The organism is Actinomadura sp. NPDC000600 (assembly GCF_040492135.1).
Lineage (GTDB): Bacteria > Actinomycetota > Actinomycetes > Streptosporangiales > Streptosporangiaceae > Spirillospora.
In genome coordinates this window covers 215,609-229,186 of sequence record NZ_JBEUPD010000006.1, presented here as the reverse complement: position 1 = coordinate 229,186, position 13,578 = coordinate 215,609, and the positions used below count along the sequence as shown (strand labels likewise).

The window sequence follows — 13,578 nt, the reverse complement described above, 5'->3', positions numbered from 1 at the left end:
CCGCCGCGGGCCTCCCGTCCGCTACCGGGCGGGGGGCCTGCGCGCTTCCAGGCCGTCGAGGACGCAGTCGAGCCCGAAGGCGAAGCGGCCCTCCAGGACGTCGCCGGTCTCCTTCATCCAGATCTCCCGGATGTGGGACGCGAGGCCGGGGCGCTCCTCGTCCAGCCGGTTCAGGTAGGGCCCGAGGTTCTCGACCCATTCGGCGGCGGACGTGCCGGGCTGGCTGCGCTGCCAGCTCGCCTCGCTGCCGGCCGCGCCGATGACGTAGTCGACCACCGCGGACCAGGCGTACTCGAGGTCGAACCCGGTGAACCCGGCGGCGCGGAACGCGGCGAGGACCTCGTCCAGGACGCGGGTCGAGTTCGGGCCGATCATCGGGCGGCTGCCGAACAGCGTCACCGTCCACGGATGCCGGTGGATCATCGCGCGGAGGCCGCGCGCGTAGCCGGTCGCGGCGGCCCGCCAGCCGCCGCCCGACGGGACGGCCACCTCGGCCATGACCCGGTCGAGGGCGAGCTCCAGCAGCTCGTCCTTGTTCGCGACGTGCCAGTACACCGACGTCGCGCCCGAGTTCAGCCGGGTGCCGAGGCGGCGCATGCTGAGGCCGTCCAGCCCCTCGGCGTCCAGCAGATCGAGCGCGGCGTCGACGATCTGATCCCGGCTGAGGGCGGGCTGGGCGCGTCGCGCGCGCTCCGGCCGCATCCAGACGGACGGCGCCCTGCTCTTGTCGGCCATCGGCACATCCTCCCTCTCTCGTACACAGTACCGGGACTTGAACACCGTACGAGGCAAGTCGTACAGTGTGCGAGCTAACTCGAACGCTGTACGAGAAACCAGGGAGTGACCATGAGCGAGCCGCCGTCCCCGCATTCGCGGCGCTGGCAGATCCTCGGCGTGCTGTGCCTCAGCCTGTTCGTCGTCGTGGTCGACAACACGGTCCTCAACGTGGCGATCCCGTCCCTGCTGCGGGACCTGGACGCCACCACGTCCGACGTCCAATGGGTGATCGACGCCTACTCGCTGGTCTTCGCGGGGCTGCTGATCACGGCGGGCGGCCTCGGCGACCGGCACGGGCGCCGCCGCGCGATGCTGATCGGCTTCGCGCTGTTCGGCACCGGGTCCCTGCTGGCCGCCTTCGCGGAGGGCCCCGCCCAGCTCGTGGCGATGCGGGCGCTGATGGGAGTGGGAGGCGCGTTCCTCATGCCGGGGACGTTGTCGATCATGGCGCAGGTCTTCGGCCCGGACGAGCGTGCCAAGGCGTTCGCCATCTGGGGCGCGACGTCCATGGCCGGGCTCGCCGCCGGACCGACGCTCGGCGGGGTCCTGCTGGAGCACTTCTGGTGGGGCTCGGTCTTCCTGGTGAACGTGCCCGTCGCCGCGGCCGCCGTCGCCGGGCTGCTGGCCGTCGTCCCCGAGTCGCGCGGGCCGCGCCGCCGCGCGGACGTGCCCGGCGCCGTGCTGTCCACGGTCGGCATGTCGGCGCTGGTGTGGGCGGTCATCTCCGGCCCCGCGCACGGCTGGACCGGCGCCCGCGTGCTCGGCGGGCTGGCCGTCGGCGCCGCCGCGCTCGCCCTGTTCGCCGCCTGGCAGCACCGCAACCCGGAACCGATGCTCGACCTGCGCCTGCTGCGCGACCGCGCCTTCTCCGGGGCCGCCGCCATGATTTCGCTGTTCGGGTTCGCGCTGTCCGGGACGCTGTTCGCCCTGACCCAGCTGCTCCAGTTCGTGCACGGCTACGGGCCCCTCAAGGCCGGGCTCGCGCTGCTGCCCGTCGCCGTGTCCGCCGCCGCGGGCAACGGCCTCGGCGCGTCGCTGGAGTCGCGTTTCGGCGCCCGCCCCGCGCTCGTCGCCGGGTTCTCCGTCCTCGCGGCAGGGTTCCTGGCCCTCGGGCTGACCGGACCGGACGACGGCTACGCCGCGCTCGCGACCGGGCTCGTCGTCATCGGCTTCGGCGCGGGACTCGGCGCACCGCCCGCCTACAGCACGCTCATGGCCGCCGTCCCGGTCGAGGAGGCCGGGGTCGGCTCGGCGGTGAACGATGCCGGGCAGGAGCTCGGCAGCGCGCTCGGCGTCGCCGTCCTCGGCAGCGTCGTCTCCGCCGCCTACGCCCGCGGCCTGCCGGACTCCGCCCCCGCCGCCGCCCGCCGCTCCCTCGGCGAAGCCCTCGGGGTCGGCGACCCCGGCCTCGCGGACGCCGCGAAGGACGCCTTCGCCCACGCCGTCTCCGTGGGCTCCCTGGCGGCCTCCGGCGTCATGCTTGCCACCGCCCTCTTCGCGGCCCTCGTGCTGCGCGGCGCCGCGACGTCCGCCGGAGGCGCCCGGCCGGAGAAGGTCCCCGAATCGGCGTGAAAGCGGATCCGGGGAACGGCGGAGTAAGGATGACGACCATCCCCCCGGAGGTGCCCATGCCGGACCCCGCACAAGGGGCGGACGAGTGACCGCCCCGACCGAGACCGAACGGGTGGACGACGAGGCGCTGCTCGCCTCGTCCGTCCGCGACGGCGACCGCTTCACCGCCGTCTACGACCGCCACTTCGCCGACGTCCACCGCTACGTCGCCGGACGGCTCGGCCCGCAGACCGCCGACGACGTGGTCGCCGAGACGTTCCTCGCCGCGTTCCGCCGCCGCGCCGCCTTCGATCCGGCGCGCGGCACCGTCCGGCCCTGGCTGTTCGGGATCGCGACCAACCTGATCGCCCAGCACCGCCGCGCCGAGACCCGCCGCTACCGGGCGCTCGCCAAGGTCGGCGCGGACCGCGACCCCGGCGGCCACGAGGACCGCGTGGCCGCGCGGGTGACCGCCGAGGGGATGCAGCCGCGGCTCGCCCGGGCCCTCGGCGGGCTGTCCCGCAAGGACCGCGACGTGGTGCTGCTCGTCGCGCTCAGCGGCCTCACCCACGCCGAGGTCGCCGAGGCGCTCGGCGTCCCCTACGGGACCGTCGGCTCCCGTCTCAACCGTGCGCGCGGGAAGCTGCGCGCCGCGCTCGACACGGAAGGAACCTGACCATGGACGAACTCCAGATGATCGCCACGATGCTGGACGAGCGGCCGGAGGAGGGCGCGGCGGCGCGCGGCCGGGCCCGGCTGGAGCGCGAGATCCGCTCGCCCCGGCGGGCGCCCCGGCGCACGTTCCGGACGCCCCGGCTCGCCCTCGGCGGATTCGGGCTCGCCGTGGCGGCCGCCGCGGCCGCGGGCGCCGTCGTGCTGTCGTCCGGCACGACGCCCCGGGCGCCCGACCAGCCCCCGGGGTCGGCCCGCACCGTGCTGCTGGCGGCGGCGACCAAGGCGGAGGGCGCCCCGGCCGGTCGCGGACGGTACTGGTCGGCCGTCACCAGGGAGGGCGGCCACGTGATCGTCGGCGATCGCGAGTACTACTCCGTCCGGGAGATCGGCCTCTGGGACGCCGGGCCCGGCAAGCACGCATGGGTCGGCGGGCGCCGGGTCAGCAGCCGCGACCTCGGCCCCGCGCCCTCCGGCGGCCCCGTCATGTCTCCTGGGCCCGGTGCGTCCGGCGAGCCGTCGCCGCACCGCACCGGGTCGTCGGCGGGCGGCGCCACCCCCTGGACGAGGTCGAAGGTCAAGGGCGGAGAGGCGTTCCGGCTCGCCGACTGGGAGGGCGCCACGGCACCCGACGTGCGGAGACTGCCCGCCGACCCGCAGCGGCTCCGGCGGTTCCTGGACCGGGCCCTCGAACAGGTCCCGGGCCGTGTCGACTCCGCCGAATGGCTGATGAGCAACGCGCAGAAGATCGGCGCGGCGCCGGTGCGGCCGCAGGTGCGCGCCGCGGTCTACCGGCTGCTCGCCGATTCGCCGGGCATCCGCACCCTCGGGCCCGTCACCGACCCGCTCGGCCGGCGCGGCGACGGCGTCGCCCGGCAGGTCCGCACGGGCGACACCGTCGTGGAGGAGCGGCTGGTGATCGACCCGGCGAGCGGGCGGCTCCTCGCCCAGGAGTCCGTGATGGTGAAGCCGGGCAGGGCGGCGCGCGGCACCAGGCCCGGCACGGTCTTCTCCTACAGCGCGCTCGTCTCCTACGGCTGGACGGACGAGGTCCCCGCCTACCCCGTCGAGCCGACCGGCTGAGGCGCTAGCCGAGCAGGTCGGACGGTGCGGTCCCGGTCTCGGTGAGGGGCAGGCCGAGCGACACCCGCTCGTCCAGCCAGGCGCTCGGACGGTAGCGCGGGTCGCCGGTCGACTCGTGCATGTGGACCAGGACCTCGAACACGCGCTCGGCGCCCACGTGGTCGCCCCACTCCAGCGGTCCGCGCGGGTAGCCGAGCCCGAGCCGGACGGCGGTGTCGATGTCGGCGGGACTGGCCAGCCGCTGCTCGGCGATGCCGCAGCCCACGTTGACGATCGACGCCAGCAGCCGCGGCGCGACGGCGACGGGCGCGTCCCGCACGACGGTCACCGGCCGTCCCGTGGCGAGCAGGGCGGCGAGCGCCGCGCGGCCCGCCTCCGGGTCGAGCGCGGGCTGCACGGTGAGGGTGATCCGGCCGAAGAACCCGAAGAACCCGTCGATCCCGAGGGTCCGCTCTCCGGGGAGGCCGTTGGCGACCTGCTCGGCGACGCTCATGTCCGCCGTGGCCTCGACCAGCAGGACGGCCTCCTCGGACGGCTCCTCGTCCGCCTCGACCTCCACGCCGGCCTCGGACAGCAGCATGCCCAGCGTCTCGCGGTGCTGCGGTTCCTGGAACCAGACGGGCCGGAAGTCGGTGGCCGGGGCACCGGCCTCGGCGGGCTCCTGCTTCACACCGTCCACGTACTTGTAGAAGCCCTCGCCGGTCTTGCGTCCGAGGAGCCCGGCCTCCATGCGGGCCCGGCCGATCCTGGACGGGCGGAACCGCGGCTCGGTGTAGAAGCCCGTCCAGATGGACTCCATCACCGGGTGCGACACGTCCATCCCGGTCAGGTCGAGCAGCTCGCACGGCCCCATCTTCAGGCCGAGCACGTCGCGGGCGATCCGGTCGATGTCCACCGGTTCGGCGACGCCCTCGGACAGGATCTGCAGTGCCTCCGTCACCAGGCCGCGCCCGGCGTGGTTGACGAGGAAGCCGGGCGCGTCCGGTGCGAGGACGGGCGTGTGGCCGAGGCGCCTCACGAGGTCGGCGAGCGCGTCCGGGATCCACTCGGCCGTGCGCGCCCCCGGGATCACCTCGACGACCCGCATCAGCGGCACCGGGTTGAAGAAGTGCAGCCCCGCCACCCGGGACGGGTCCTCCAGCGCGGCGGCGATCGCCGTCACCGGCAGCGAGCTGGTGTTGGTGGCGAGGACCGTGTGCGCCGGGCAGACCTTCTCCAGCGACCGGAACAGCTCCCGCTTGGTCTCCATGTCCTCCCGGACGGCCTCCACGACGAGGTCGCAGTCCTGGAACGGGGTGAGCGGCTCGCCGACCGGCCGGAGCCGCCCCTTCGCCGCCTCCGCCTCGTCCGCCGTCATGCGCCCCTTCGCGGCGAGCCGGTCGAACATGCCGCAGACGTACTCGGCCGCCTCCATCACGGCCTCCGTCCGGATGTCGGCCAGCTCCACGGTCAGCCCGCCCGCCGCGGCGAGCTGCGCGATCCCGCGCCCCATCGCCCCGGCCCCGATCACCCGGATCGTCGTCGCCCGGCCCGCCCACTGCTCCACGTCGCCTCCCGCACTCGTCCGGCCCTCCGGCCCACGTCCCGGTTCGCCACCGCCATGGGTACCAGCATTCAACCCTCCGCGGGACGCGAGCCCGGACGCCGCCCTCCAGGGCGGGGGCCGTACCCTGCGAAGTGCCCGCGACCCCCGTCCCGAGGAGCCCACCATGCGCGACGCGGTGATCTGCGAACCGCTGCGTACCCCCATCGGCCGGTTCGGCGGGGCGCTCAAGACCGTCACGTCCGCCGAGCTCGCCGCCACCGTCGTCCGCGCCCTGGTCGAGCGCACCGGCCTGCCGGGGGACGCGGTCGACGAGGTGATCCTCGGGCACTGCTACCCCACCTCCGACGCCCCCGCCATCGGACGCGTCGCCGCGCTGGACGCCGGGCTGCCCGTCACGGTCGGCGGCAGCCAGCTCGACCGGCGGTGCGGGTCCGGGCTCCAGGCCGTCGTCAACGCCGCCATGCAGATCCAGACCGGGGTCAGCGACGTGATCATCGCGGGCGGGGCGGAGAGCATGAGCGGCGCGCCCTTCTACACGACGGCGGCGCGCTGGGGCGTGCGCGGGCCGTCCCTGGAACTGCACGACGCGCTCGCGCAGGGCCGGGTGACCGCCGGGGGCGTCAACCACCCCGTTCCGGGCGGGATGCTGGAGACCGCCGAGAACCTGCGCCGCGAGTACGGCATCGGGCGCCAGGAGCAGGACGAGCTGGCCGTCCGCTCCCACCAGCGCGCGGTGGCCGCCCAGCGGTCGGGGGTGTTCGCCGAGGAGATCGTCCCGGTGACCGTCCGGTCGCGGAAGGGGGACACGGTCGTCGACACCGACGAGCACCCGCGTCCCGACACGACGGTCGAGGGCCTGGCGAAGCTGCGTCCCGTCCTCGGCAGGAAGGACCCCGAGGCCACCGTCACGGCGGGCAACGCCAGCGGCCAGAACGACGCGGCCGCCGCCTGCGTCGTCACCACCCCCGAACGCGCCGCCGAGCTGGGCCTGCGGCCCCTCGTCCGGCTCGTCTCGTGGGCCCGCGCCGGGGTGCCGCCCGAGACGATGGGGATCGGTCCGGTCCCGGCCACCGCCAAGGCCCTGGACGCCGCCGGCCTCGCCCTCGCCGACATCGACCTCATCGAGCTGAACGAGGCGTTCGCCGCGCAGGTCCTCGCCGTCACCCGCGAATGGGGCCTGAAGGACGCCGACTGGGACCGCGTCAACGTGCACGGCTCCGGCATCTCCCTCGGCCACCCCGTCGGCGCGACCGGCGCCCGCGTCCTCGCCACCCTCGCCCGCGAGATGGACCGCCGCGAGGCCCGCTACGGCCTGGAGACGATGTGCATCGGCGGCGGCCAGGGCCTCGCCGCGATCTTCGAGCGGGTCTGACCGAACACCGCGGGGGCCGCCGGCGTCTGAAGGGCCATGAACCCGAGGTGCGAACGGTGTGACGGCCCGCTGGTCCCCGTGGTGGCCGGTATGCCCGTCGACGACGGGCCGTACCGGCGGCACGAGAGCCGTGAGGTCTACTACACGGGCGACTGCATGGGCCGCCCCGAGCCCTGGTGGTGCTGGTCGTGCGAGCGGTTCGCCGACCCCGAGCCGCGTCCCCCGCGCTCGATGACCGTGGAGGGCTACCAGCTCTCCGTGCTCCGCGACATGCGCGGCATCGCCCCCGAGGCGCTCCCGGAACCGCCGGCCCCGTATGACGACCCGCCGGCCGGCCTGGTGGAGGAGGCCGGCCGGTGGGCCGCCATGGAGGCGCCGAAGATCAAGGACCTGGCGGCGGTCCTGGGCGATCCGGTCGGCGGCGGCCCCTCCCGGCACCGGTTCGCCCTCCCGCTCTGGCCCGACTTCTGGCTGGAGCACACCAGCCTGGACACCGAGACCGGCGACTACGTCCTCGACCGCCGGTTCGTGCGCCGGGCGGGTGAGCCGATGCGGTCGGCGGACGGCATGCGCCCCTGGTCGGTCCTGAGGCCGGAGGCCGAGGCGTTCTTCGGCTGGGAGCCCACGCGGAGTCCTTACGCCTACTACCACGTCGTGCCGTTCCAGCTCGACGGGCGGCCGATGGAGGCGTACTTCGTCCACGACCTTCTCGTGCAGGTCTCGGAGCCCTCGGAGGACTAGCTCCGCTCCGCCGTCCAGGACGGGTCCCGGCCGGTCATGGCGATGAGGCGGTCCAGCGCGGACGCGTCCGCTCCCGCGTCGACGGCCGGTCCGAACAGGCCCGGGATGCCCTGGCCGCCGCTCTGCTCGACGGCCGGGGCGACGAAGGCCAGGCACGCCTCGATCTCCTCCTTGCCGACGTCGTAGGGGCGGCCGGTGGCGCGGGAGACGTCCCAGCCGTGCACGATCAGCTCGTTCATCGCCACGTTGCCGGCCTGGTCGCCGGGGAGGTCGACGCCGCCGGCCTGGGTCATGCCCTGCCACGCGTCCGGGGAGCGCCAGGCCGCCGCGAGCGCGTCGAGCCGCTCGGGGACGCGGGCCCGCCAGTCGGGGTCGAGCCGGGCGGCGTCGGCGGACGGCGGCTGCGACGGGCCCTCCGGGAAGTCCTTCTTCGCCGCCCAGGTGAAGGCCAGGGCCAGGCCGTTCACGTGGTCGACGAGGGCGCCGAGCGACATGCCCTCGCAGGGCGTCGGCCCGGTGAGCCGGGAGTCGGGCACGTCGGCGAGCAGCCCTGCCATCCGCCGGGCGGCGGGGCCGAGGTCGGGCATCGGGGTCATCGGGAGTCCCTCCGTATCGGATACCGCTGGACGGGACGCGGGTGGACGCGTCCCGCCACGTGGTATGGACTCGTGATCCGGCGGATACTCATCGGTGCGCGGGTATTGGCGAGGGTATGCGGCGGAGATCGAAGGCCTTGGCGGTCCGGAAATCGGCACAGATGGTGCTGACCAGGGGATGTGACGCGTAAGCTACTGCCGAGTAGTATTCGGGCCCCGGATGGAGAGCAGTCTGACGCGAGCCCTACGCTGGCTGCCATCGCCCGTACCCCAGGAGGACGGAACAGTGTTCTGGATCACGTTGGTCATCGGGCTCGCCGGAACGGCGGTCGCGCTGGCGCTCGCCGGGAGGCGAGTGCTGTTCCTGTACGCGATCGCCAAGAGCGGGCAGCCGGACCCCCAGCGGACGCTGCAGGTCAAGCGTGAGCCCGCCAAAGCGGTGGAGGGCCAGGCCGTCGAGGTCCTCGGCCAGCGCAAGCTGCTGAAGTGGACGCTCGCCGGAGTCTCGCACGCCGCGGTCATGTGGGCCTTCATCCTGCTGATCACGGTCTACCTGGAGGCGGCCGTCGCGCTGCTGTTCGGGCTGGACGCCAAGGTCCCGGGCCTGCAGACCTGGCCGCCGATCGGCTTCGTCCAGGACACGATCGCGCTCGCCTGCACCGCCGGCCTGATCGTCTTCACCGCGATCCGGATCAAGAACTCGCCGAAGCGGCTGGACCGCAAGTCCCGGTTCAAGGGCTCGCACCTGTCCGGCGCCTGGATCACGCTCTTCATGATCTTCAACGTGATCTGGACGATGTTCTTCTTCCGCGGCGTGGAGTGGGCCAGCGGCAACCTCGACTACGGCAGGGGCGCCTACTTCTCCTACGCCGTCGGGCACCTGTTCGACGGGCTGAGCGACCACACGCTGGAGGTCCTGGAGTCGGTCGGCCTGCTGCTGCACATCGGCGTCGCGCTGGTCTTCCTGGTCTTCGTCGTCCACTCCAAGCACCTGCACATCTTCCTGGCCCCGCTGAACGTCATGTTCAAGCGCCGCCCGGACGGCCTCGGCGCCGCGCAGCCGATGATGTCGGGCGGCAAGCCGCTCGACTTCGAGGAGGCCGACCCCGACGAGGACGTCTTCGGCCGCGGCAAGATCGAGGACTTCACCTGGAAGGGCTTCCTCGACATGGCGACCTGCACCGAGTGCGGTCGCTGCCAGTCGCAGTGCCCCGCCTGGAACACCGGCAAGCCGCTGTCGCCGAAGATGCTCGTCCTGGAGCTGCGCGACCACGCGCTGGCCAAGGCGCCCTACTTCACGGCGTCCGAGGACCAGCAGCAGAAGTTCACCGACGAGCAGAAGCTCGCCATGGAGGTGGACAAGGCCCTCGTCGGCGACGACGGCGTCATCCACCCCGACGTCCTGTGGTCCTGCACCAACTGCGGTGCGTGCGTCGAGCAGTGCCCGGTCGACATCGAGCACATCGACCACATCCTGGACATGCGCCGCTTCCAGGTCATGATCGAGTCCTCGTTCCCGTCCGAGGCCGGCGTCATGCTGAAGAACCTCGAGAACAAGGGCAACCCGTGGGGCATGTCCGAGATGAAGCGCCTCGAGTGGATCGAGGAGCTCGACTTCGAGGTCGACGTCGTCGACGACAAGGTCTCCGAGGACACCGAGTACCTCTTCTGGGTCGGCTGCGCCGGCGCCCTGGAGGACCGAGCCAAGAAGACGACCAAGGCCGTCGCCGAGCTGCTGCACATCGCGGGCGTGAAGTTCGCCGTCCTCGGCCCCATGGAGGCGTGCACCGGTGACCCGGCCCGCCGCCTCGGCATGGAGTTCGTCTTCCAGATGCTCGGCCAGCAGAACGTCGAGACGCTGAACGACGCGGGCGTCAAGAAGATCGTCGCGACCTGCCCGCACTGCTTCAACACCCTGGCCAACGAGTACCCGCAGATCGGCGGGAACTACGAGGTCGTCCACCACACCCAGCTGCTCGCGCACCTCGTCGAGGAAGGCAAGCTCACCCCGGTCACGCCGATCGAGGAGAACATCACCTACCACGACCCCTGCTTCCTCGGCCGCCACAACAAGGTCTACAAGCAGCCGCGCGACATCATGGCGACCGTCCCCGGCGTCAAGACGCAGGAGATGCACCGGCACAAGGACCGCGGCTTCTGCTGCGGCGCCGGCGGCGCCCGGATGTGGATGGAGGAGCGCATCGGCAAGCGGATCAACACCGAGCGCGTGGACGAGGCGCTGGAGACCGACCCCGACACCGTCTCCACCGCGTGCCCGTTCTGCCTGGTCATGCTGGGCGACGCCATCAACGAGAAGAAGAACGCGGGCGACGCCAAGGAGTCGCTGGAGGTCGTCGACGTCTCCCAGCTCCTGATCCGCTCCATCAAGGGCGAGGGCACCGCGCCCGAGAAGGAAGCGGTCGCCGCCGAATAGCGCGGAACGGATCAGACCCCCGGGCCTCACGGTCCGGGGGTCTTTCCGTCACCGGGTCCAGGTGCCGGGAGGCGGGCCTGGGGGCGCCGCGCCGTCCGCCGGCGCGTCCGGTTCCCCCGCCGCGGCCGGCGGGAGCGCGACGAGCACGTCGCGCAGGGCGTACACCGCCTGGTACGGGAGGATGTGCCGGGTGGCGAGGTCGTCGACGGTGCTCAGGGGGCCGTGCGCCGTCCGGGCCAGCACGACCAGCTTCGCGTGGTAGGGGTCCAGGCCGGGCAGCGTGGCCAGCAGGTGCTCCGGCGCCGAGTTCACGTCGACCAGGCCCCCGTCGTCGAACGCGCGGGGCAGGTCGGGGCGTCCGATGCCGAGCATCCGGGCGACCGCCGGGTGGTGCGCCGCCAGCGAGCGGGCCTGCTCCCGGCGGACCCTGCGCTCGATCAGCTCGACGTCGAGCGCGGTCGGGCCCGCGCCGTGGGGCCCGGACGACGCCGGTTCGGCCGTGAGGAGGGCCAGCTGGAGAGAGCCCCCGAACGTCGTGCCCAGCAGCGAGAGGGTCAGCGGGAGGTCCCACCATCCGGGGTGGTCCGGGTCGGTGATCTCGACGCCGGTGAAGAAGACCACCGTCATCACCAGGTAGGCGAACGCCATCAGCCCGAGCGCGAGGCTCCTGCGCCGTCCAGCGAAGTACCCGATCAGGGCCCAGGTGGCGGCTCCGAAGCTGAGCATCGGGACGGTCACCAGGATGATCCGCCCCCACGGGAAGCGCCGTCTCCGGGGCGCCGCCCATGCGGCGTGCGCGGGGCGACCGTGGTCCGCCGGTATGACGCCGACGGGCGGGGGGCCGTACACGGGCGGATGGGCCGGGGCGGACGCCGGGAGGAAGGGGGGCGGGAGCGGCGCGGCGCTCCCCTCGGCCCGGGCGGGTACGGCCGGCGAGTCGGGCGGAGCGAACGAGGGCACGGCGTGCGCGGCCGGCGGTGACACGTCGTCGTCTCCGGGGCGCGCGGGAAGATCGTCGGTCGGCGGTTCGGGCGGGGGATCGCCCGCCCCCTCCGGCTCGCGCGCGGGCGGTGAGGCCAGCGCCGGATCGGAACGCAGGATGCCCAGATGCAGGCTCTGGAGCCGTTCGCCCGGCTCGACGCCGAACTCCTCGGCGAAGTAGGCGCGGGCGTCCCGGTAGGCGGCCAGGGCCTCCGCCTGCCTGCCGCACCGGTAGAGGGCGAGCATCAGCAGGTAGCGCAGCCCCTCCCGGAGGGGGAACTCGGCGACCAGCCGGATCAGCTCGGGCACCAGCTGCGCGTGCCGCCCCAGGTCGAGCCCGACTTCGGCGCTCGCCTCCAGCGCCGCCGCCCGCTCCTCCTCCAGGCGGTCCCGCGCCGCGTCGAAGAACTGGCCGTTCAGCCCGGCCAGCGCCGGGCCGCGCCACATGGCCAGCGCCTCGTGCAGCAGGGCCTCGGCCCGCCCCGCGTCGCCCGCGGCCCGCGCGGCCTGGGCCTCCTTCACTTGGTCCTGGAACACCTCGGCGTCCAGACCGTCGGGCGGGACGTTCAACGCGTAGCCGGCACCGGTCAGCCTCAGCAGACGCCCCGGAGTACGGGGCGAGCGCTCGGGCTCCAGCACGCGGCGCAGACCGGCCACGTACTTCTGGACGACGTTCGCGCCGTTGTCGGGAGGCTCGTCGCCCCAGACCGCCGCCACGATCGAAGCCGTCGACACCGCCCGGTTGGGCGACAGCAGCAGGACGGCGAGCACCGCACGCTGCTTGCCCGGGCCCAGGTCGAGTTCCCGGCCGTCCCGCCACGCAGCCGGCCGGCCCAGGATCTCGAAGCGCAGAGCGGACCCCTCGCCCGGCAGCGCGACCACCCCCGCTCCTCGTCATCGGCGCCTGCGCAGTCGTTCCGCAGCCCGGGCGCAGTGACGGCAGCATAACGACAGCGGTTCGACAACGGCATCAAGCAGTCTCTTTTCGGACAACGGGGGCGATTGCCCCGTGAAGAAATAGCGAAAGGACTACGGGGTGTCTCATCACCGACTGCGGGCCGGCCGCGCGCCGGGCCTGTCGGCCGCGCTCCTGCTCACGGTGGCGTTCGCCGTGGGCTGCGGCCCGGCCGAGAACAAGGAGACGGCGAAGGCGGCGTCCACGCCGGCCGCGCGCTCCGGCCCTCCCACGCCCGCCTCCGCGATCCCCAACGGGGTGGAGAAGCTGAACCCGGCCGAGATCCTGAGCCGCGCACGCAAGGCGACAGCGTCGGCGAAGTCGCTGCGGATGCGGGGGCAGGTCGAGGAGGAGGGCGAGAAGTACGCGCTCGACTTCCGCTACGCGGGGAAGGCGAAGGCGACCGGATCGTTCGGGATGGGGGCCCAGAACATCCAGATCACCAGGATCGGCAAGGACCTCTACTTCAAGGGCGACGACGCGTTCTGGAAGTCGATCGGCGGGAAGCCCGCGGTGCAGCTGCTGTCCGGCAAGCACCTCAGGACGACCGTCAAGAACCGCGAGTTCAAGGAGATCGCGCTCTTCACGGACCGGTCGGCCCTGCTCACCGAGGCCGTGAAGGAGCTGGACGGCTGGAAGAAGGGCACGACCGGGACGGTCGGCGGCATCCCCACCGTGGCGCTGGTCGCCTCGACCGGGGACAAGATCCACGTGGCCACGCGCGGTGAGCCCTACGTGCTGCGGCTCGACGGCGGCGCGGGGAACCAGGTCGACTTCCTCGCCTACGACCAGCCGGTGGACGTCCGGCGGCCGCCGGCGAAGACCGTCGTCGACGCCGACGCGCTGAACTGACCCGCCGTCCGCTCGGAG

11 protein-coding genes are annotated in these 13,578 nt (G+C 73.4%); 7 read left to right on the top strand and 4 right to left on the bottom strand.

All coding sequences use genetic code 11. The features are described 5' to 3' along the window. Positions 1-21: 21 nt before the first annotated feature. Positions 22-735 (bottom strand): TetR/AcrR family transcriptional regulator C-terminal domain-containing protein, encoded by a 714-nt coding sequence (locus ABWI07_RS11870; RefSeq protein ID WP_149260487.1) that lies wholly within the window; start codon positions 733-735, stop codon positions 22-24. A gap of 111 nt (positions 736-846) precedes the next feature. On the opposite strand from ABWI07_RS11870, the gene ABWI07_RS11865 reads away from it, so the two are divergent. The 3 genes from ABWI07_RS11865 to ABWI07_RS11855 all read left to right on the top strand — a co-directional run bounded on the left by ABWI07_RS11865 (position 847) and on the right by ABWI07_RS11855 (position 4,083). Then, positions 847-2,349, top strand: a complete 1,503-nt coding sequence (locus tag ABWI07_RS11865; RefSeq protein WP_353818531.1) for an MFS transporter — start codon at positions 847-849, stop codon at positions 2,347-2,349. An 85-nt stretch (positions 2,350-2,434) separates the two neighbouring features. Continuing rightward, the gene (locus tag ABWI07_RS11860; protein WP_235036930.1) at positions 2,435-3,004 is read left to right on the top strand and encodes an RNA polymerase sigma factor; all 570 of its coding nucleotides are present in this window, start codon (positions 2,435-2,437) and stop codon (positions 3,002-3,004) included. A 2-nt stretch (positions 3,005-3,006) separates the two neighbouring features. After that, entirely contained in the window at positions 3,007-4,083 is a 1,077-nt protein-coding gene (locus ABWI07_RS11855; protein WP_353818530.1) for a CU044_5270 family protein, read from the top strand. Between the two features lie 4 nt (positions 4,084-4,087). Here ABWI07_RS11855 and ABWI07_RS11850 read toward each other — a convergent pair whose 3' ends face one another. Continuing rightward, the gene (locus ABWI07_RS11850; RefSeq protein ID WP_149260483.1) at positions 4,088-5,629 is read right to left on the bottom strand and encodes a 3-hydroxyacyl-CoA dehydrogenase; all 1,542 of its coding nucleotides are present in this window, start codon (positions 5,627-5,629) and stop codon (positions 4,088-4,090) included. 163 nt (positions 5,630-5,792) lie between these two features. On the opposite strand from ABWI07_RS11850, the gene ABWI07_RS11845 reads away from it, so the two are divergent. Then, the gene (locus ABWI07_RS11845; RefSeq protein WP_149260482.1) at positions 5,793-7,001 is read left to right on the top strand and encodes an acetyl-CoA C-acetyltransferase; all 1,209 of its coding nucleotides are present in this window, start codon (positions 5,793-5,795) and stop codon (positions 6,999-7,001) included. Between the two features lie 90 nt (positions 7,002-7,091). Next, the gene (locus tag ABWI07_RS11840) at positions 7,092-7,742 is read left to right on the top strand and encodes a hypothetical protein (protein WP_353818529.1); all 651 of its coding nucleotides are present in this window, start codon (positions 7,092-7,094) and stop codon (positions 7,740-7,742) included. Here ABWI07_RS11840 and ABWI07_RS11835 read toward each other — a convergent pair. Continuing rightward, on the bottom strand, positions 7,739-8,338 hold the full coding sequence (locus ABWI07_RS11835) for a TIGR03086 family metal-binding protein (protein ID WP_149260480.1): 600 nt from the start codon (positions 8,336-8,338) through the stop codon (positions 7,739-7,741). The genes ABWI07_RS11840 and ABWI07_RS11835 overlap by 4 nt on opposite strands. A gap of 286 nt (positions 8,339-8,624) precedes the next feature. Here ABWI07_RS11835 and ABWI07_RS11830 point away from each other — a divergent pair, with 286 nt between their 5' ends. After that, positions 8,625-10,772, top strand: a complete 2,148-nt coding sequence (locus tag ABWI07_RS11830) for a (Fe-S)-binding protein (protein ID WP_353818528.1) — start codon at positions 8,625-8,627, stop codon at positions 10,770-10,772. Between the two features lie 48 nt (positions 10,773-10,820). On the opposite strand, the gene ABWI07_RS11825 is transcribed toward ABWI07_RS11830, so the two are convergent. Next, positions 10,821-12,635, bottom strand: coding sequence for a BTAD domain-containing putative transcriptional regulator (locus tag ABWI07_RS11825; protein WP_353818527.1), 1,815 nt, complete (start codon positions 12,633-12,635; stop codon positions 10,821-10,823). Positions 12,636-12,789: 154 nt separating this feature from the next. Here ABWI07_RS11825 and ABWI07_RS11820 point away from each other — a divergent pair, with 154 nt between their 5' ends. Next, on the top strand, positions 12,790-13,560 hold the full coding sequence (locus ABWI07_RS11820) for a hypothetical protein (protein WP_353818526.1): 771 nt from the start codon (positions 12,790-12,792) through the stop codon (positions 13,558-13,560). Positions 13,561-13,578: the final 18 nt, after the last annotated feature.

Excerpts from the sequence above, each read along its gene's own strand:
- ABWI07_RS11870 (WP_149260487.1), bottom strand. The coding sequence starts at position 735 with ATGGCCGACAAGAGCAGGGCGCCGTCCGTCTGGATGCGGCCGGAGCGC.
- ABWI07_RS11865 (WP_353818531.1), top strand. The coding sequence starts at position 847 with ATGAGCGAGCCGCCGTCCCCGCATTCGCGGCGCTGGCAGATCCTCGGC.
- ABWI07_RS11855 (WP_353818530.1), top strand. The coding sequence starts at position 3,007 with ATGGACGAACTCCAGATGATCGCCACGATGCTGGACGAGCGGCCGGAG.
- ABWI07_RS11845 (WP_149260482.1), top strand. The coding sequence starts at position 5,793 with ATGCGCGACGCGGTGATCTGCGAACCGCTGCGTACCCCCATCGGCCGG.
- ABWI07_RS11840 (WP_353818529.1), top strand. The coding sequence starts at position 7,092 with ATGCCCGTCGACGACGGGCCGTACCGGCGGCACGAGAGCCGTGAGGTC.
- ABWI07_RS11835 (WP_149260480.1), bottom strand. The coding sequence starts at position 8,338 with ATGACCCCGATGCCCGACCTCGGCCCCGCCGCCCGGCGGATGGCAGGG.